General features: G+C 48.7%; 17 protein-coding genes. 4 read left to right on the forward strand and 13 right to left on the reverse strand.

Translation table 11 applies throughout. The annotated features are described in order from the left end of the window. Positions 1-9 precede the first annotated feature (9 nt). Together HF638_RS14455 and map are read right to left on the reverse strand one after the other, a co-directional pair. On the reverse strand, positions 10-1,023 hold the full coding sequence (locus tag HF638_RS14455) for a zinc-binding dehydrogenase (RefSeq protein ID WP_169480824.1): 1,014 nt from the start codon (positions 1,021-1,023) through the stop codon (positions 10-12). A 174-nt stretch (positions 1,024-1,197) separates the two neighbouring features. Further along, positions 1,198-1,944 (reverse strand): type I methionyl aminopeptidase, encoded by a 747-nt coding sequence (gene map, locus HF638_RS14460; RefSeq protein WP_169480825.1) that lies wholly within the window; start codon positions 1,942-1,944, stop codon positions 1,198-1,200. A 208-nt stretch (positions 1,945-2,152) separates the two neighbouring features. On the opposite strand from map, the gene HF638_RS14465 reads away from it, so the two are divergent. Beyond that, positions 2,153-2,362 carry a hypothetical protein gene (locus HF638_RS14465; RefSeq protein WP_074093270.1) on the forward strand — a complete coding sequence of 70 codons (210 nt, stop codon included), beginning with the start codon at positions 2,153-2,155 and terminating at the stop codon, positions 2,360-2,362. 217 nt (positions 2,363-2,579) lie between these two features. Here the strand turns inward: HF638_RS14465 and HF638_RS14470 are convergent, their stop codons facing one another. Then, a complete protein-coding gene (locus HF638_RS14470) occupies positions 2,580-3,473 on the reverse strand; it encodes a serine/threonine protein kinase (RefSeq protein WP_169480826.1) in 894 nt (297 codons plus the stop codon). A gap of 63 nt (positions 3,474-3,536) precedes the next feature. After that, positions 3,537-4,223 (reverse strand): MerR family transcriptional regulator, encoded by a 687-nt coding sequence (locus HF638_RS14475; RefSeq protein WP_169480827.1) that lies wholly within the window; start codon positions 4,221-4,223, stop codon positions 3,537-3,539. Positions 4,224-4,766: 543 nt separating this feature from the next. Between HF638_RS14475 and HF638_RS14480 the strand changes: the two genes are divergently transcribed. Next, positions 4,767-5,720, forward strand: coding sequence for an L-lactate dehydrogenase (locus tag HF638_RS14480; RefSeq protein ID WP_145325640.1), 954 nt, complete (start codon positions 4,767-4,769; stop codon positions 5,718-5,720). A 137-nt stretch (positions 5,721-5,857) separates the two neighbouring features. Here HF638_RS14480 and HF638_RS14485 read toward each other — a convergent pair whose 3' ends face one another. Beyond that, complete coding sequence (locus tag HF638_RS14485) at positions 5,858-8,566, reverse strand: PAS domain-containing hybrid sensor histidine kinase/response regulator (RefSeq protein ID WP_169480828.1); 2,709 nt, start codon at positions 8,564-8,566, stop codon at positions 5,858-5,860. A gap of 301 nt (positions 8,567-8,867) precedes the next feature. On the opposite strand from HF638_RS14485, the gene HF638_RS14490 reads away from it, so the two are divergent. Next, entirely contained in the window at positions 8,868-9,428 is a 561-nt protein-coding gene (locus HF638_RS14490) for an acyltransferase (RefSeq protein WP_169480829.1), read from the forward strand. A 94-nt stretch (positions 9,429-9,522) separates the two neighbouring features. Here HF638_RS14490 and HF638_RS14495 read toward each other — a convergent pair whose 3' ends face one another. From HF638_RS14495 to HF638_RS14520, 6 genes are all read right to left on the reverse strand, one after another. Next, complete coding sequence (locus HF638_RS14495; RefSeq protein ID WP_169480830.1) at positions 9,523-10,257, reverse strand: ABC transporter permease; 735 nt, start codon at positions 10,255-10,257, stop codon at positions 9,523-9,525. Position 10,258: 1 nt separating this feature from the next. Further along, the gene (locus tag HF638_RS14500; RefSeq protein WP_169480831.1) at positions 10,259-10,975 is read right to left on the reverse strand and encodes an ABC transporter permease; all 717 of its coding nucleotides are present in this window, start codon (positions 10,973-10,975) and stop codon (positions 10,259-10,261) included. Continuing rightward, complete coding sequence (locus HF638_RS14505) at positions 10,972-11,886, reverse strand: ATP-binding cassette domain-containing protein (protein WP_169480832.1); 915 nt, start codon at positions 11,884-11,886, stop codon at positions 10,972-10,974. The genes HF638_RS14500 and HF638_RS14505 overlap by 4 nt, the downstream gene beginning before the upstream one ends. An 85-nt stretch (positions 11,887-11,971) precedes the next feature. Further along, entirely contained in the window at positions 11,972-12,919 is a 948-nt protein-coding gene (locus HF638_RS14510) for a HAMP domain-containing sensor histidine kinase (protein WP_169480833.1), read from the reverse strand. A gap of 32 nt (positions 12,920-12,951) precedes the next feature. Continuing rightward, positions 12,952-13,476, reverse strand: coding sequence for a hypothetical protein (locus tag HF638_RS14515; RefSeq protein WP_169480834.1), 525 nt, complete (start codon positions 13,474-13,476; stop codon positions 12,952-12,954). 56 nt (positions 13,477-13,532) lie between these two features. Continuing rightward, complete coding sequence (locus HF638_RS14520) at positions 13,533-14,216, reverse strand: response regulator transcription factor (protein WP_169480835.1); 684 nt, start codon at positions 14,214-14,216, stop codon at positions 13,533-13,535. A gap of 225 nt (positions 14,217-14,441) precedes the next feature. On the opposite strand from HF638_RS14520, the gene HF638_RS14525 reads away from it, so the two are divergent. Beyond that, on the forward strand, positions 14,442-16,202 hold the full coding sequence (locus HF638_RS14525; RefSeq protein ID WP_169480836.1) for an alpha-glycosidase: 1,761 nt from the start codon (positions 14,442-14,444) through the stop codon (positions 16,200-16,202). A 172-nt stretch (positions 16,203-16,374) separates the two neighbouring features. On the opposite strand, the gene sdaAA is transcribed toward HF638_RS14525, so the two are convergent. After that, a complete protein-coding gene (gene sdaAA / locus HF638_RS14530; RefSeq protein WP_248278142.1) occupies positions 16,375-17,352 on the reverse strand; it encodes an L-serine ammonia-lyase, iron-sulfur-dependent, subunit alpha in 978 nt (325 codons plus the stop codon). After that, entirely contained in the window at positions 17,342-18,031 is a 690-nt protein-coding gene (gene sdaAB / locus HF638_RS14535; RefSeq protein ID WP_169480837.1) for an L-serine ammonia-lyase, iron-sulfur-dependent subunit beta, read from the reverse strand. Before sdaAB ends, sdaAA begins: the two co-directional genes overlap by 11 nt. Positions 18,032-18,109: the final 78 nt, after the last annotated feature.

The raw sequence follows: 18,109 nt of genomic DNA on the forward strand, positions 1-18,109 counted from the left end.
ATTCGATATCTATTCAGGATCCGCAACTTTAACCAACTGCTTGCCCAGATTATCTCCCGAGAAAAGACCCATAAATGCTTCCGGTGTCTGTTCGAACCCGTCCACAATGTTCTCTTCATACTGGATGTGACCTTCCTTAATCCATTTCGCCAATTTGGCGCGGCCTTCCTTGAAGGATTTCGTATAGTCACCCAGCAGAAAACCTTTCATTAATGCTGTATTCGTTAACAGCAGCGTCTGTGGGCGCATCCCGATATCCGGCTTCTCCAGATTATAGGACGAGATCTGACCGCATAACGGAATACGTGCATTTCGATTGATGTGGCGTAGGACGGCATCCGAGATGTCACCACCCACATTGTCGAAGTAGACGTCTACGCCATCCGGGCAAGCCCGTTCAATGGCCGCTGACATATCCTGCTCCTTCTTATAGTTCAACACCACGTCGAAGCCCAGTTTTTCTTTCAGATACTCACATTTCTCGTCAGAGCCTGCAATGCCGACCACGCGTGCTCCTACAATTTTACCAATCTGACCTGCAATCATACCTACCGCTCCGGCTGCTCCCGATACAACTACCGTTTCGCCGTCCTTGGGTTTGCCGATGTCCTCCATACCAAAATAAGCCGTCAGACCCGTCAGGCCCAGCGCACCCAGGTAAGCCGTGATTGGTGCTTCTTCGGTATCAATCAGCGAAAGGTCCGCCGTATTCACTGCGGCATATTGCTGCCAGCCCCACATGCCGGATACGAGATCACCTTTGCGCAGGTTCGGTTCCGAGGATTCCACAACCTGTCCAATGGCTCCACCCTTAATCACTTCATTCAATGCGTACGGTGCAGCATATGATTTTGTATCTTTCATGCGGCCCCGCATGTACGGATCGACCGACAAATATAATGTACGTACCAGGACTTGCCCGGCTTCCGGTTCAGGAAGAGGTGCATCAATGAAGTTGAAATTCTCTCTGGATGGTGCACCTTCAGGACGAGACGCAAGTACGATCTGTTTATTTACAGACACCAAAATTACCTCCTTGTTGCCAAGTGGACGCAAGGTTAACCCTTGTCAGCTGAGATCACTCACCACTGGCTCTATGTTATCACTTCTTATTAGTTTAAACCGAAACAGGCGGATCACAAACGTGGGCCGCCTTGAAATATGCAAATATCGTCACATTGTAGCTGCTTTTAGCTATTATTGTGCTGTCAAAATCACAGGACCGTCTGCTGTAATCGCAATCGTATGTTCATACTGGGCAGACAGACTTCCATCCATAGTACGCGCAGTCCATCCATCCGAATCCAGCTTGCTGCGGTACGTACCGATGTTCAGCATCGGTTCAATGGTAATAACCATGCCTTCCTTGAGACGTGGGCCCCGATGTGGTGGACCATAATGAGGGACTTGTGGTTCCTCATGCATCTTCTCGCCAATGCCGTGTCCAATAAACTCACGTACAACCGACAGACCTTCACCCTCTGCATACACTTGAATGGCATGGGAGATATCTCCGATCCGGTTGCCAACCACGGCAAGTTCAATTCCTTTGTACAAGGAGGTTTTGGTTACATCCAGCAGATGTTGTGCTTCCGGAGTCACTTCACCTACGGCATAAGACCAGGCCGAATCGGCCAGCCAGCCATTCAGATTAACAACCATGTCGATTGTGACGATATCGCCGTCTTTCAGTGCATATTTTCCCGGGAACCCGTGACAGATCACATCATTAACCGACGCACATGTCGCATATTGGTATCCGTTGTATCCCTTTTGTTCCGGCATAGCGCCATTTTTCTTCATAAAAGCCTCTGCAAACTGATCGATCTCCTGTGTCGTGATGCCCGGACGAATCATTTTTGCAATTTCTCTATGGCACGCGGCGAGAATTTCTCCGGCTTTTTGCATATATTCAATCTGTTCTTTGGTCTTCAACGTAATCATAACAACTACTCCTTGTCCGTTAAAATCTTATCCTGTCCTCTATTGTAACGCTAAACGCTCAAAATAAAAAATTCCGTATAATCAGCAACATCCTATTATACGCCAAGCTCCTGTCCAATGAATATAATTTTCCATGAAAAACTCGAAACCCCTTCATATCGGGCCACGTATATGGTTAAAACAGTTGAAGTCGAAAGGGTGAAAGCTCATGTTCAAAAAGATTATTGGCAAACTGATTGATTCGAAATCTTCATCTCACCGCAAACGTCATAGCTCCTCGGACAGGCGCTCCTATAAACGTCACAGCAGTTCCTCAGGCAAGCGTTCCTACAAGCGCTATTCTTCTTCAGATGTGAAATACCGGGATAGCCGCAGTGGCTCCGGGTATTACAAAAGCAGAAAATACAGCTCTAGCTAAGCTGCTCTCACTACTGCTTTTAAAGAGCAATGCTCGTGCCGGCATAGTGGACGCTACAATATATAAATATGTAACAAAGGGGTGTTCGACAGCCGTACACACGGCCTGCAGAACACCTCGTTATTTTTTCTATACCAGCAACAAGGAAAAAGACCCCTGCAGATATCATACGAAGAGGTCACGGATAACAAATATAGGTCCGCCTATAGAGCTTATTTCATTGTAATTTCAGCAATACTTTCTCAATCTCTGCCTGTAACTCCGTCGCCCCACCCTCATAACCTGGACGGAGTCCAAGGAGTCGCTCCAGCATCTGGTGCAATTCCGGTGTAAGCTTGAGTTCCTCCTGCCAGCTCGCTGGTTCTCGGCCCTTCTCTGGCTCATAGGCGGAATACAGCATAAATAGAAGAAAGTGACCGATGTCCTGCAGATCATGATCCGGTGTAGCCGGTTCATCTTCAGGCTCAGGTACTTCACGCATACGTCGCTTCAGTTCCGGCAACAACGGCTCCCCCAAGCGTCTTGCCAGGCCAAAGTCAATCAGATGCACCGTCCCTTCACGTAAAATAACATTGGGAATCCGCACATCTCCATGAATATATCCCTGCTCATGCACATGAGCTACCGGGGCCAGCAGTTGACCTGCCAGTTCCAGGCATTCCCGCTCCGTATATTGAAGACCTTGCTCAAATATGCAATCTTCCAGCGTCTGTCCACGAATATACTGGGTAACGATATAACTTCGTCTCCCGGATGTGAACACGTCCAATAGATCAGGGATCGCCGGATGGTGCAGACGTTTCATCACGTCCGCCTCCCGCTCCAACAGATGCGCAGAGAGTCTGCCTTTGCTGGGCTTGGACTCCTTCAATGCCACTTCATTGCCGGTCCGGTCATCTGTACACAGATACGTTAGCCCATAGCTCCCCATACCCAGCAATTCCTGTATTGTATAACGCTCAGCAATGGCCGTCCCCTCACGCCGAGAACGGTCAGTCCATAGTCCAAGCAATCTTTGCCAACTTCGTCGCAGCTCCACAGATCCTCCCACGCCAGCTTCCCGATCCTCCCGGCCTAATTCTATACCGAGCAATCCGTTGCCAGTCTTCATGTTGTATGGAGCTTATTATATCAGGCCGATACTGTAAAATCACGATAGGTAAATGCCTGTTGCTCAAGCTTCCTTATGCTTCTTGGGCAGCAACCCGAACAACATACGCAGGGATACTCCTTTGGGTTTGGGTTTTCTTCCCTGGAAGCTACGCAGATTGGTTACGAGTTCACGATCCCGCTCCTCTTCCAGCTTCTCGTTCATCCATAGACGCTGTTTTTCCATCTGTTCCTGAAGAGCCATATGTGTATCGGCCAGATGCTGAAGGGTCAACTCCAGTTCATCGACCCGCTGTTGTAGTAGCTGTACCCGATCGTCCTGTTGTTGTTCCACAGCACCATAAGTGACCTCACTTACCAGCTGTCCCAGACCCTCATAGGATCTGAGATTACCCGTTAATTCAGGTTCTTCAGGAAATACGGATGACATCGATGTTGCTGCACATTCCGGCTCTGACAGACCTTCGATTCTCACCGCAGGTACATCCACATTTACTTCTACTACAGGCATATCAGGGGCCAATACAGTCACCACAGCATCAGCAAGGGGTAGATTATGCTCTCTGAGTTCGGTCATCAAGCGTTCAATGCACTCGATGTCGTCTGATTTGAATAGTCTGGATTTGTTGGCGGAACGTTCGAACCGGTATCCCTGTTCTTCCAGTGCCGCCGCATATTTACGAAGAGTACTGGCGCCTATGCCCAGGCTCTTGGCCGTTTCCGTCGTTGCTCCTGCTTCTTCAATCATCATTAATTCCCTCCCGGAATGAAGTCTTTTGGGAATCAATTTCATAATACCTTTAGTGAGTTATGAAATTGATTCTTGGATAAAAACATTATGGCTTCAGCGTTCCTTTTGGAACCGTCATCGGATCGGGGCAACCTGTCTCATGGATCAAATATGCTTATCTTTTGCTTGTCCGTATGTATTCGTCAGCTTCTCGGCAGATCCCTTTGGCGGTTTTGTTCTGTTTCTGCGGATTCCTAAGAACTTTTGTCAGGTATACGATTCGCACAAATAACCCTTGATCCGACAACGAACATGAATGCTGTCATGTCGAATGATACTGGTGCAAATGCCGTCAAATCATAGGATTGTGAATTATTCATGTCAATTTTGTTAACTCCTTTACTCCAATACGCTCCCGCGATAGCGGATATCATTGCTGCACGGCTTTTCCATGTGTTATCTTATGTAACGTAGAAGTACATTTCAGCATAAAATAAAGGACTATACTTAACATAGGACGCGTAAGTGACGGATAAATATCAATGTAATGGGGGCTGAACGGCAGTGTTAGGCAAATCAGGTAAAGTAGCGGTGATCGGGGCGGGTCTTGTCGGTTCGAGTTGTGCGTATTCCATGATTAATCAATCGATATGCAGGGAAATTATGATGGTGGACCGGACGTATGACCGTGCTGTAGCACAGGCACTGGATTTTTCCCATTGTATGGACTTCACACATAACCGCACCAAAGTATATGCAGGAACGTATGCCGATTGCGGCAATATGGATGTGATTATCTTAACCGCTGGGGCAAATCCCAAGCCAGGACAGACACGGCTGGATATTCTGGAGGAAGCGGAGTCCATTGCCAAAGACATCGTGGTTCCCATCATGAACAGTGGATTTAACGGGATTTTTGTCGTCGCTGCCAATCCGGTTGACATAGTAACTTATATGGTATGGAAATTATCCGGCCTCCCGCGCGAGCACGTCATCGGTACAGGGACGTCCATTGACTCCTCAAGACTCAAAACGCTGCTATCTGAAGTCTTCTCCATCGATCCACGCAGTGTGCATGGTTATGCTCTCGGAGAGCATGGAGAATCCCAGTTCGTGGCCTGGTCGCATGTGACCATCGGTGGTAAACCGATTATGCACATCATGGATCAGCACAAGGAGCGCTTCAAACATCTGGATCTGGACGATATCGCACGCAAAACGAAGGATGCTGGATGGGAGATCTTTACCCGTAAAGGCTCTACCCAATTCGGAATCGGCAATGCTCTGGCGCACATCACCCGTTCCATCCTCAATGACGAACATAAAATTATCGCCGTATCGGCTATCCTGGACGGAGAGTATGAGCAGCATAACGTCTGCGTCGGTGTTCCCGCAATCATCGGCGGAAATGGCATTCAGGAGATTATCGAATTAAATCTGGATGCAACGGAACGTGAAAAATTCAACAATTCCTGTGAAATCCTATCAGGTAACATCAATCGTCTGACACTGGCATAAGCCACTCGTATAAGCTCCACTTTGTATGCTTCAGCTCAACTTCAAAAGCCTTGCCAACGCAAACATGCCAATAACACTCCATGCGAGGAGTCTTATTGGCATGTTTGCGTTTATTATTTTTCACAATCGGTAGTTGTTCAATTCGGTGCAAGCTGAGGTTCGTCCCTTGGTCCCCATTGCTGTAACACTCGCTTCAACTCACTCAGCATAACCGGTTTGCTAATGAAATCACGCATACCCATCTCCAGACAAGCTTCCTTGTCTTCACGTTTGGCATTGCCTGTAACTGCAATGATGGGCGGTATGCGATCCTGTGGAATTAGGCGGTGTAAAAGGTCTGTCGCCTTCAGTCCATCCATCACAGGCATATGAATGTCCATCAGGACAATATCATAAGCATTCTGAGAGATGGCATCGATTGCTTCCACACCATTGGTACATACATCTGCCTGGTATCCGAGCTTCTCCAGATATTCTCGCAGAATCTTCCGGTTCACCGGATGATCCTCCGCCACCAGAATACGCATGGCGACCTTGTCACTTTGACGTGTGCGATCATGATGGAACTGACTTGCCGTCTGTTCCGCTGAAGCATCTACACTCGTCGCAGGAACAGCAAACCGGAAGGTCGAACCTTCCCCTTCTATACTCTCGACACTAATACTGCCTCCCATAATCTCCACGAGTCGCTTGGAGATGACCAGGCCCAGGCCAGTACCACCATACTTCCGGTTAATCACCGGATGCAGCTGAGAGAAGGACTGGAACAACTGATCCAGCTTGTCAGCCGGGATGCCGATTCCCGTATCCTGTACCGCAAAATCAAGAACGCTGTCTTCAGGCTTTCTGCCCTTGATGATATCTACGGTGACATCAATGCTTCCCCGGTCTGTGAACTTGAGCGCATTGCCAACCAGGTTCACCAGAATCTGCCGGATACGTATGGAGTCGCCTACCATGAACTCAGGGATACTTGGATTGAGACGATATCTGATCTCCAGATGCTTCTCATCTGCACGAGGTTTAAACAGTTCGGCAACCTGTTCCAGCATCTTGCGTAATGCGAACGGCTCATAGGCTAGCGCCATTTTCCCGGATTCCAGCTTACTGAAGTCCAAAATATCATTAAGGATGTTCAGCAGAGCATCGCCGCTATCTTGAATAATCTCGGCATATTCTCGCTGTTCCTCCGACAAATCGGTACCGATCAACAACTCGGTCATGCCCACGATCCCGTTCATTGGTGTACGGATCTCATGGCTGACCATCGACAGAAACTCTGACTTGGCCTGAGCTGCCAGCTCAGCTGTCTCTTTGGCACGTACAATCTCACGTTCGCCAGTCACATCATTGAACACGACCACTGCGCCCTGAATCTGTCCCTGTTCAATAATCGGCGTCACTTGATACTGCACCAGGAAGCTGCTGCCATCTTTACGCCAAAACACATCTTCCTTGATTGAGCGTCTCTGTCCATCCAACACGGTCATGTGGATCGGGCACTCTTCTTTTGGAAAATGACTTCCGTCTGCACGGGTATGATGGATAATGGGATGTGAGTTTTTGCCGATGAATTCTTTCGCTTCATAACCGAACATCGAAGCTGCTGCAGGATTCATAAACATGGTGATTCCATCCGCATCCAATCCATATATCCCTTCCGTAACGGTGTTAAGAATCAGCTCATGTTGCTTGCTAAGCTCCTGAATTCGCTCCGTATATTCCTTACGCTCGGTAATATCGGACACGATTCCATAGACACCTACCACTTCTTTATCCACAATAATAGGCACATTCGTAACAGATACTTCGATCTTCCGACCACTTGAATTGACGATCCGGGTCTCATAATATTGCGGTTCGCCCTGCTTCACCATTTCAAAACTCGTTTGGCCGTATTGCACTTCGCGTTTATCCAGATTGGATAAAAACGATTTGCCAATAAGCTTATTGCGTGGAACATCCAGCATCTGCATCAGCTTGCTGTTCACCGCACTATATTGGCCCTGCATATTCAATGAATACACGGCTGCCGGATTATGTTCGAACAGCGATCTGTATCGCTGACGACTTTCTCGAAGACGTCTGTCCGCATCCTTATGCTGAGTAATATCCCTGCTGATGCTAACAATCTGGGTTGTCTTGCCCCGCTCTCCAGCCACAGGCTTCGCCAATGTCTCCATCCAGATATAATGTCCTTTTTTGTGTAACACACGCATCTTGCAGCCATTACCAATCTCGGAAAGCTCCATCGGATCAGGATAATCTCCCGGATAACAATAATCCTTGAAGGACTTTCCTGTAACTTCTTCCGGCTTATAACCCAGCAAGGTGTACACGGAAGGTGAAACGTATAACAACTCACCATCTGTAGCACAGGTCGTAATTAGATCTTGCGCATGGTCAGCAAGTACCTGATATTTCTCCTGCGCCTCCCGAAGCTCGCGTTCCACTTTCAAGATATCGGTAACATCTTTGGCAATGCCGTAGATACCTACAACTTCTTCCCCCTCTGTGATGGGCACATACGTTATCTGTGCCTGTTTCAGGGAACCATCTTTATGATAAAAAGTAATGGAATTACTGACTGAACGTCCAGCCAGTACCTCTTTAATATATTCTTTGCGTGAATTTTCACTGTCTGGAGGACAGATCTGATTTCGACTCATACGAATCAAGTCATCCAGTGTATGCCCTGACATCCGCTCTACTGAGGGATTAGCATCAATATAGTTTCCATGGATGTCCATTACATATATGGCATCCGGATGGTTAAAAAACAGTGATTGGTAAGAACTTCCCTCAGAAATAATGCGCTTCAGGGTTTCCGTTTTATTAATATCCAAGGCTTACCCCTCTTTTCTTAGCCAATATCTTCATCTAACAACAGGAATTGATTAATCCCGTAGAAATGGGCCTACCCTCGAATAACCATGTAAGCCTGCCTAGAAACAGCTTTTTTTATTTTACCAGATTCTCGTCTCATTTTGCTTACAATCTATGATTCAATTCACATGATGTGTGATGTAATAGTTGGAATTTATATTTTCACTTTATTATACTTCAGAAATTTAACGATACAAATTGTATCGTTAAAGCTATAATCGTTAAAAAGCGTTATTTGAGCACGGAGAGGACGGATGAATCATGCTACCCAACAGAGTTAAAATTGTTTACGGCAAACTAAGAGGCTTGGCCATCTTTGGTAAAATCCAGCCCTCTATGGGCCTGCTGCCACGAATCAGGGGTAAGGTTTATCTCAATAAATTGGGTGACTTGCAGGTGGGAAAACGGCTTAACATTATAGGCAAACCTTGGGGAACCCAGTTAACGGTGGTCAAGGGCGCGCGATTAACGATTGGCGATGACGTTATGATTAATGCAGGTGTAGGGATTGCGGCTAACGTTGAAGTGATCATCGGAAATAACGTCATGATTGGTCCTCGAACAAGCATATTCGACAGTGCCTATCACCGGATTGATTCGCTGGATGACGGGAGCCAGACTGCCAAGCGAATTGTGATCCAAGATAATGCCTGGATTGGTACAGGCGCGCTTATTTTGCCCGGAGTGACCATTGGCAGAAATGCAGTTGTGGCAGCAGGAAGCACGGTAACCAAAGATGTACCCGAGAATACACTTGTAGCCGGGGCACCAGCCAAAATCATTCGGGAGTTGACCATTCATGATGGATGGGTCAGACATTAGAAAAAATCCTCCTCAAGCCTACATACAATAGAGCTTTGCATGTTTTGCTTAAAGAGGATTTTGATCTACGATAACCAAGAACGTAACGGATTATTCAAATTTCTTTTTTTGCAAAATACATCATACCTATGCCAATGAAAATAACAGCACTTCCTCCGACGACTGCGAGCATCGTCATCAGTGGCACGTTGTAGGCTCCGAAACCTGCGCCGTCCACGGGTGTCATCAGAATCATTGGTTGTGCCCATGGATAATACGGCCCGTATGTCGCCGAGTTTATAATGAGAATATTCGGTATGGTCAGTGCAAAATTTAGTGCGAGCGGCGCGGCAAAGCTGCTCCAAACCAATGAAACGAACATCTGCAGGGCAGCCAGTGGTACACAGGCCAGCAACCCAAGCAGTAGTTTGCCTACCAAAAATCCCCAAGGGATGGGACCCGTGATACCATGAATCAACCCTGCCAGCAGAATGGACATCAGCAATAATACTTGCGTACCCGCCAGAAGCATGAGCACAATCGTCAGTTTACCTGCATATACGCCTGAACGTGTGAGCGGTAGAACCAACATCTGCTTCCACCCTCCTCCTGCATGTTCAAAACGGCAGACAAAAGACGTAAACACGCCTGTCAGCATCGGCAAGAGGAGTAATCCATGCAGGAAGACCATGGTGCTCATTAATACCTGCCAATTCCCCGATGGCGTGGACATTAGTCCGATGAGCAGCGCAATGAGTGGACTTAGCAGAATCAGGATCCATATGGGCGATTTACCCATTTTCAATCGTTCAACGGACAGAATTCGGAAATACGTTGTCGCAAAGCTCATATCAGGCCACATCCTTCCGGCTAAAGTGCACCATGCCCAGCAACAGGATCAAGATCCCCATACCTGTACCCATGCCTGCATACAGATATGGATTGGGTCCATTCCAGGCCATCTGCGCCCAAGCGAGCGGAAAATTCGGTGAGATACTGAGTGCGAACATGCCCGTTATCGCAAGCACGATACCCAGGGTTACCGGAAGCGCCTGATTCTTGTTTACCATCGTGAGCCATAACTCCAGTGATAACACGGGAAGCGCTCCAGCCAAAGGTAGCAACCCCAGCTTGATCGCCTGCGTCCAAGGGATCTCACTAGCATGGAACCCGAGTATCAGACCCAGACTCACAATTCCAGCGGTTAGTAGCAGGCAGGAGATCACCAGCAGCAGACAGGCAAGCAGGAACTTAGCCAGATACACAGCCGGTCTGGGGATCGGCATGGCGAGCAACTGTTTCCACGATCCCTGTTCATGCTCAACATTGGCGATCATGGAGCTGAGAATGGTTGCTCCCAGCATCAGAGACAAGGGCACAAAGATAACCACATTGCCCAATAGCCCGCCCCACAGGTTATCGGCGTACTGTTCTTTCAGATAATCCAGCCGTAGCCCGAAATTAAGCGCCTGCATGGCTATCAATCCAATCGGAGCCAGGAAGACGAGAAACCAGATGCCTTTCCCGCGAATCTTGAGCCAATCCGATGATAATGCACGCCCGGTCATATGGATGCCCCCTCGCCGATGACCCGCATGAACAGATCTTCCAGAGACTGACGCTGTTCCTCCACACGATACACATCATGATCCTGCTCAATTAATCGGCGCACAAGCAGTGCCACCGAAGGGTTATCCATATAAGGGAACGTTAACGCAGAACCCTGCCGCTGACCGAATTGCCCCTGTTCTCTGGCCAGCTTCATGGCCTCTTCCGGCTCCGAAACCGTTAACCGGATAGAGCTGCCCGTCTGACTATGCAGACTCGCAATGGTATCCTGAAGCACCATCTTGCCTTCACGGATAATACCAACGCGACTTGCCATCTGTTCGACTTCACTCAGCAAGTGGCTGGACACCAGAACAGTAATGCCATGTTCCAGAGGCATGCGTTTGATCAATTCCCGAATCTCCTGAATACCGGCAGGATCAAGTCCATTCGTTGGTTCGTCCAGAATCAATAGCTCCGGCTCACCCAGCAAAGCGCTGGCAATACCCAGACGCTGCTTCATGCCAAGGGAGTATCCCTTCACCGAACGCTTGGCATCCTTGGTCAGATCTACAATGGACAGCACTTCAGCAATTCTTGATTTCGGTACATTGATGATGCGACGCAAGGTTTCCAGATTCTCTACCGCATTCAGATGTCCGTAATGCGACGGATATTCGACCAGAGAGCCTACACGGCGTAGAATATCCATGCGATCCTTGCGAATATCCTTGTCGAAGACCCGGATCACGCCTTTGGTTGGTTTAATTAAGCCGAGAAGCATGCGAATCGTTGTTGTTTTGCCAGCACCGTTGGGACCGAGGAAGCCGTAGATATCTCCTTTTTTAATATGCAGATCAAGTTCACGGACCGCTGCACGGTCCCGGTATGTTTTCCATAGATTCGCCGTCTGAATAATATTTTCACTCACTGTATGATCACCTCGGAACTATCGTAACCTTCCAAGTTTAAAGCCAAGGTAGTCTTCAGTTTAAGTTTAGTTTAAAAAAAGGTATTCAGCGGTTTGGTATTTCCCTGTTTCCCTTTCCACTGTAGATATATGTCCGAACACCTGTATCGGAACTGTCTACCCGCTTGCGCAGTCCCATTTCACGGATCAACAGGTCTACTATGGATAAGCCGAGACCAGTCCCCTTCGTGTCGGAATTCGGTTGCATTCCTGGACCACGATCCTGAATAACAACGGCAGTCTCGCCGTGAATCTCCTGAGTTGTTATGCCAATATACTTCCCACCGGCGGCATGACGGTTCACGTTTTGGAACAGATTATCGAGAATACGGCGCATGCCCTGTTCATCGATGTACCAGATCAGCGGTTCCTCCGGCAGGTCGATATCAATGTCGAATTGGTCTTTCTCCCAGACTGGATACCAGGCCGCCGCCGTTTCCCTGACGATCCGCAGCATATCTTTCTCTTCCAGCTTCAACGTATATTTTCCACTCGTGAGCAGATTGTAGGATAACATGTTGTCAATGAGCCCGCCGAGGTCCTCCATCTTCGCTTCCATGCGATGTAATGAACGGTCGCCTTGCTCGCTGAGCGCTTCCTTGTGCAAGGCATGCATATGTCCACGAATCACTGTTAGCGGGGTACGCAGATCATGGGAAAGCCCGGCAATGAGACGTTTACGCAATTGTTCTTCCTCGCGTTCACGATAGCGACTGTCGGACAATTGATGCACCATCTGATTGAAGGATTCCTCCAACTGGCCGATCTCATCTGACCGGCGAATATCCACCGGAAGCGGAATGCCTTCCTTGCCTGGGGTCATCATCGCCGTCTGCAGACGAATAAGTCGCTTGCGAATGCGTGCGAAGAAGAGAATGGACATGATGATGAATATCATGAAGATGATGATCATGACAATGCCAAGATACAAGAGTTCCATTGGAAAATTATTTTGTGTCTTTTGCAAAAGCGATCGCGGCACTTCAATGACCATGAAGCCCTGTCCTCTGTCCTGTTCATCTCCGCCTAATAGGTAACTACGGTCAGTGGATCACGATAAGAAGCTTCTTTCATGAATTGCAGGGTATTGTTCGCATTCCATTCGGCTGGGATTCGAGTCTCTGCCGTTCTCCCGGAATTCAATGACCACTTTAATATCGTGTCTGTTACGCCATCTGCTGACGTGGATTTCACAAGCGATACATCTTCACCACTCAGAATAAAGACCGTCTCACCACGAGCATTCACTCGATACATCGAAGATTTGGGATACTTCTGATGTATCTGCTTCAACCGTGTGCTAACCTCTTCATCTGAAGCACCATCGAGCTTCTCCGCTTCACGTGACCAGAGGTTACTGATCCGGGTAACGTCACCATATGGTGCCGCTTGATTCGGATTCGTATTATTCACCACCACAACATAAATGATGGATATGATCGGAAGAACGACGGGCACGAATAATACTGCCGCCAGAATCAGGATAATATACCTGGACATCAAGGACCGCCCAAAGCGAAGCTTGCGACGCCCATACTGCTTTTGATCCATGCTTCGTTCTCCCTTCTGTTCTCCCTTCATGATTTTCCGTTCCCTGAACCGCCGAATCATGGCTTCTTCACCCGATATCCCACACCGCGGACCGTCTGAATAACTACAGGATTGGCCGGATCAAGCTCCAGCTTTTCGCGTAGATGCCGAATATGTACCATCAAAGTCTTGTCCCCATCCAGATAGGGCTCGTTCCAGACGGCTTCATAGATCTGCTCTTTCGTTCGAATCATGCCCATATGTCGTAGCAGGTAGGCGAAGATGTGGAACTGTTTTCCCGATAAAATAATCTCATCCCCCGTCTCCTCATTGATGATCCGGTTGTCCTTCTCATAGATGGAGAGATGATCCAGCTTCAGGGCTGTATCCGATGAGACCGCAGTTCCCGCCTTACGCAGTTGAACCTCAATCCGGGCAGCCAATTCATCGGGGTGAAATGGTTTGGTCACATAGTCATCGGCAAAATCGAGACCATGCAGCTTGTCGTCAATGGACGTTCTGGCCGAGAGCATGACAATGGGCACGGCGGGAAGTTCTTTTTTCAGTCGCTGACCCACCGTAAATCCATCCAATCCTGGCAACATGACATCCAGAATAATGAGAGAGCAACCCACAGCAGCCTCCGCTGCACCTTCACCACTTCCGAGCCATTGCACCTCATAACCGCGTTCCTCCAGATCGGCTCTGACCCATGTTGCAATTTCCGTATCATCTTCAATGTATAACAGTTTGGTTTTCATTCGAATGTTCGTTTCCTTTCTGCCCCCATTGGGTTAATGATATATCTGAGCATCATCATGATAAAAGCTGTATATAACCTATGAATTCATGTCTTATTGCAATGTTTAGATCTCTTACGTTAACACGCATTCTAATTATAGCTTATCCATTACCTTGGATAATGTCATATCCATCAAGTCTATCAAGTACATATTATACCTACACCTGACGGGAGGAATTTCATTATGCTGCTGGAAGCCATCTATCATCAACCGAAACGGAACTGGGCCTATGCCTATGACCAAGATACAATCCATCTGCGCCTGCGTGCCAAAAAGAATGACCTGACCGAGGTACATGCCCTGACTGGGGACAAATATGCGTGGGATGCAACCAAAGCGCTGGTTACCTTAACCAAGTTTACCTCTGACTCCATGTTCGATTACTACGAGGGCGAAGTGAAACCTCCTTACCACCGACTGAAATACTCTTTTCTACTCAAAAGCGGAGACGAACAGATCTGGATGACCGAGACTGACTTCCAGGAAGAAGAACCGGACGATCCGGGTCGTATGTTCCAGTTCCCTTATATTCACCCCGGAGCCGTCTTCACACCCCCTGCATGGGTTAAGGATGCGGTGTTCTATCAGATTTTCCCCGAAAGATTCGCCAATGGTAACCCGGATATTAGTCCGGAGAAGGTTGAGCCGTGGGGCGGTGAGCCGACCCCTTTCAACTTCTTCGGTGGTGACCTTCAGGGCGTGATCGACCATCTGGATTACATCAGCGAGCTGGGCATTAATGCGATCTACTTCACACCTATCTTCGAAGCCACCACCAATCACAAATACGATACCGAGGACTATCTGCGGGTAGATCGTCACTTTGGTGACGCAGATACCGTAAAACGACTGGTTGAGCTATGCCACGCACGCGGAATTCGCGTACTGCTGGATGCTGTGTTCAACCATTCCGGGAAGACGTTTGCGCCGTTTGTAGATGTACAGAAGAACGGGGAGAAATCCAAATACAAGGACTGGTTCCATGTACATGAATATCCGCTGGACGTGAAGGATGGCATTCCTACGTATGAGACCTTCGGATTCGAAGAACACATGCCGAAGCTGAATACGGAGAATTCCGAGGTGAAGGCCTATCTGTTAGAGGTTGCCGAGTACTGGATCAAGGACGTAGGTGCGGACGGATGGCGGCTGGATGTCGCAGACGAAGTGGATGATGCATTCTGGCGCGATTTCCGGCGTGTAGTCAAGGCCGCTAATCCGGATGCCTATATTCTGGGCGAAGTATGGAACGAGTCTTCCTCCTGGCTGCAAGGCGACCAGTTCGATGCGTCCATGAACTATCCGTTTACCGATGCCGTGAATGCTTTCTTTGTGAAAAATACAATGCACGCCGAACAGTTCGCGAACTCCATCGGGCGACAACTGTCCCGTTATCCGCTTCAGGCCAGCGAAGTGGCGTTCAACTTGCTGGACAGCCACGATACACCGCGGCTGCTCACACTGTGTGAAGGCGACCAGCGCAAGATGAAGCTGGCTGCGTTATTCCAGTTCACTTATATGGGCGCTCCGTGCATCTATTACGGAGACGAGATTGGGATGGACGGAGAGCATGATCCAGGCTGCCGTAAATGCATGGAATGGGATGAAGCGAAGCAGGACCGGGAGCTGTTCGACTTTTATCAGAAGCTGATCTCCCTGCGTCATGCTCATCCTGCCCTGCGTGCAGAAGGCACCGTTCGTTTCTTGCAGGCTCGTCCCGATGGCAGCCAACTGGTATTTGAGCGGCGAAATGAGGAGGAACGCATTCTGATTCTGTTCAATCGCTCAGAAGAGACGGCTATTGTCGAGCTGGAGGCTGGTGACGAGGAATGGACTGAGTTATTCGGCGGAAACCATCGTACCGCCAAGGAAGATGGCGTACTCGCGATTGAATTGCCCGCGTATGGATATGCCGTACTGAGTACGGCTGTGGGCCAGGACTAGATTCATAATACACATACATCTGAAGTCACTTATAAGTAACCTAGCTTCGTATCATTTGGCAGCATAAAACAAGCGTCCAGCAGAACCGGGATTCGGTTCGCGGACGCTTGTTTTTGTATCGCCGTTATACATCATAATCTCATTGCTTATATCTAGGTGTTCCCGGTTCAGATTACACCTGAGGTTCCGTGTCCACGTGAGCATTGTCCGCCCCACTTGTAGTTGTGTCAGAATTCGATGTGTTCGACTCCGTCTCTGGCTCTGCACGCTTTGCCTTTGGTTTAGCCAACTTCTGCATCATTTTACGGCCTGTTGGCGTCTGGGCCAACCCGCCCTGGGCTGTCTCCCGATGGCGGCTCGGCATCGCACTGCCTACTTCCAGCATGACATCGATGACTTCATCTGACGGAATAGCACTACGCACTCCGGCCAGGGCCATGTCAGCCGCAGCCAGCGCCGTAACTGCACCCAGTCCATTACGGACGATGCACGGGATTTCAACAAGGCCTGCGACCGGATCGCAGATAAGGCCCAGTGTATTTTTTAACGCCAAACCAACGGCATGAACGACCTGTTCCGGTGTACCTCCACGCAGTTCAACCATGGCACCTGCAGCCATGCCAATCGCGGAACCCACTTCCGCCTGACAGCCACCTTCGGCACCGGAGATAAATGAATTGTTGGCAATAACATAACCAATCGCTCCCGCACAGAACAACCCGTTCACCAAATGTTCGTCCGTCCAGCCAAACCGCTCCTGTGAGCTGATAAACACCCCCGGGATAATGCCGCAGGAACCAGCTGTTGGTGTTGCCACGATCCGACCCATGGAGGCATTCACTTCAGATACACACAGGGCATAAGCCATGGCAAGTGCGGAAGCATCTCCCGAGCAAGTCTCACCCTTGCGAATGTATTCAGCCATTTTTTTGCCGTCTCCACCCGTTAATCCACTGCGTGAAGTGGTATCTTCCGTTAACCCCTTGCGTACCGCTTCCTTCATCACTTGATAATATTCAGACATCTGCTGCACAACATCCGCTTCAGGCGTATTCGTTTCTTGGACCTGCTCCTCAATCATCAGCTGAGCAATCGTTTTGGATTCCGCTGTACAGATCGTGTTCAGTTCGTGCAGATGTTTAAACCGCATCCGAATCAACTCCTCTCTTCAAATCAATGACACGAATGTCCAGTACATGGTCGAGCGTACGCAGACGCTTCAGCATATCAGGGTTCGGCACGCCGTCCATCTCCATTGCCGTCAGCGCTTCACCATCCCGAGCTTTCCGATCCACCTGCATATAGCCAATGTTAACCCCTGATGAGCTGATCGTGGACGTCACTGATGCTAGCACGCCCGCTTTGTCTGCATGTCGCAGAACGAGTGTTGGGAATTCACCACTGATCTGGACACGAAAATCATTCATCGCATGCACCGATACACTACCACCACCAATAGATGCGCCGATCAATGAGCAGGCACGTTCACCATGCCATAACTCAATCTTGACGGTATTTGGATGAGGAGCAGGCAGGCCGCTTGTATAAAACTCAACCTCCATGCCCGCTTCTTCTGCGTATTGTTCTGCATCCGGGATACGCGGATCGTCTGTGACATAGTCCAGCAGACCGCCGATCAATGCCAGATCCGTGCCGTGCCCCTGATACGTATCTGCAAATGAACCGTACAACGTCAGTCGTGCCCGATCCGGCGTGCAACCAAGCCACTGGCGAGCAATTCTCCCTAATCTTGCTGCTCCAGCTGTATGTGAACTTGAAGGTCCCGTCATGGACGGACCAATAATTGAAAAAACATCTTTAAATCGCACCTTGTAACCCTCCAATTGTATTCGTCATTTCCATCCAGAATCTAATCCATATTGTTCCTTATTTACTGAATAATGACA

It is taken from the genome of Paenibacillus sp. SZ31 (genome assembly GCF_012912005.1).
Taxonomy (GTDB): domain Bacteria; phylum Bacillota; class Bacilli; order Paenibacillales; family Paenibacillaceae; genus Paenibacillus.

Coding starts and splice junctions, on each gene's coding strand:
- map (WP_169480825.1), bottom strand. CDS start 1,944: ATGATTACGTTGAAGACCAAAGAACAGATTGAATATATGCAAAAAGCC.
- HF638_RS14465 (WP_074093270.1), top strand. CDS start 2,153: ATGTTCAAAAAGATTATTGGCAAACTGATTGATTCGAAATCTTCATCT.
- HF638_RS14470 (WP_169480826.1), bottom strand. CDS start 3,473: ATGAAGACTGGCAACGGATTGCTCGGTATAGAATTAGGCCGGGAGGAT.
- HF638_RS14475 (WP_169480827.1), bottom strand. CDS start 4,223: ATGATGATTGAAGAAGCAGGAGCAACGACGGAAACGGCCAAGAGCCTG.
- HF638_RS14490 (WP_169480829.1), top strand. CDS start 8,868: ATGCTACCCAACAGAGTTAAAATTGTTTACGGCAAACTAAGAGGCTTG.
- HF638_RS14495 (WP_169480830.1), bottom strand. CDS start 10,257: ATGAGCTTTGCGACAACGTATTTCCGAATTCTGTCCGTTGAACGATTG.
- HF638_RS14500 (WP_169480831.1), bottom strand. CDS start 10,975: ATGACCGGGCGTGCATTATCATCGGATTGGCTCAAGATTCGCGGGAAA.
- HF638_RS14510 (WP_169480833.1), bottom strand. CDS start 12,919: ATGGTCATTGAAGTGCCGCGATCGCTTTTGCAAAAGACACAAAATAAT.
- HF638_RS14515 (WP_169480834.1), bottom strand. CDS start 13,476: ATGGATCAAAAGCAGTATGGGCGTCGCAAGCTTCGCTTTGGGCGGTCC.
- HF638_RS14520 (WP_169480835.1), bottom strand. CDS start 14,216: ATGAAAACCAAACTGTTATACATTGAAGATGATACGGAAATTGCAACA.
- HF638_RS14525 (WP_169480836.1), top strand. CDS start 14,442: ATGCTGCTGGAAGCCATCTATCATCAACCGAAACGGAACTGGGCCTAT.
- sdaAA (WP_248278142.1), bottom strand. CDS start 17,352: ATGCGGTTTAAACATCTGCACGAACTGAACACGATCTGTACAGCGGAA.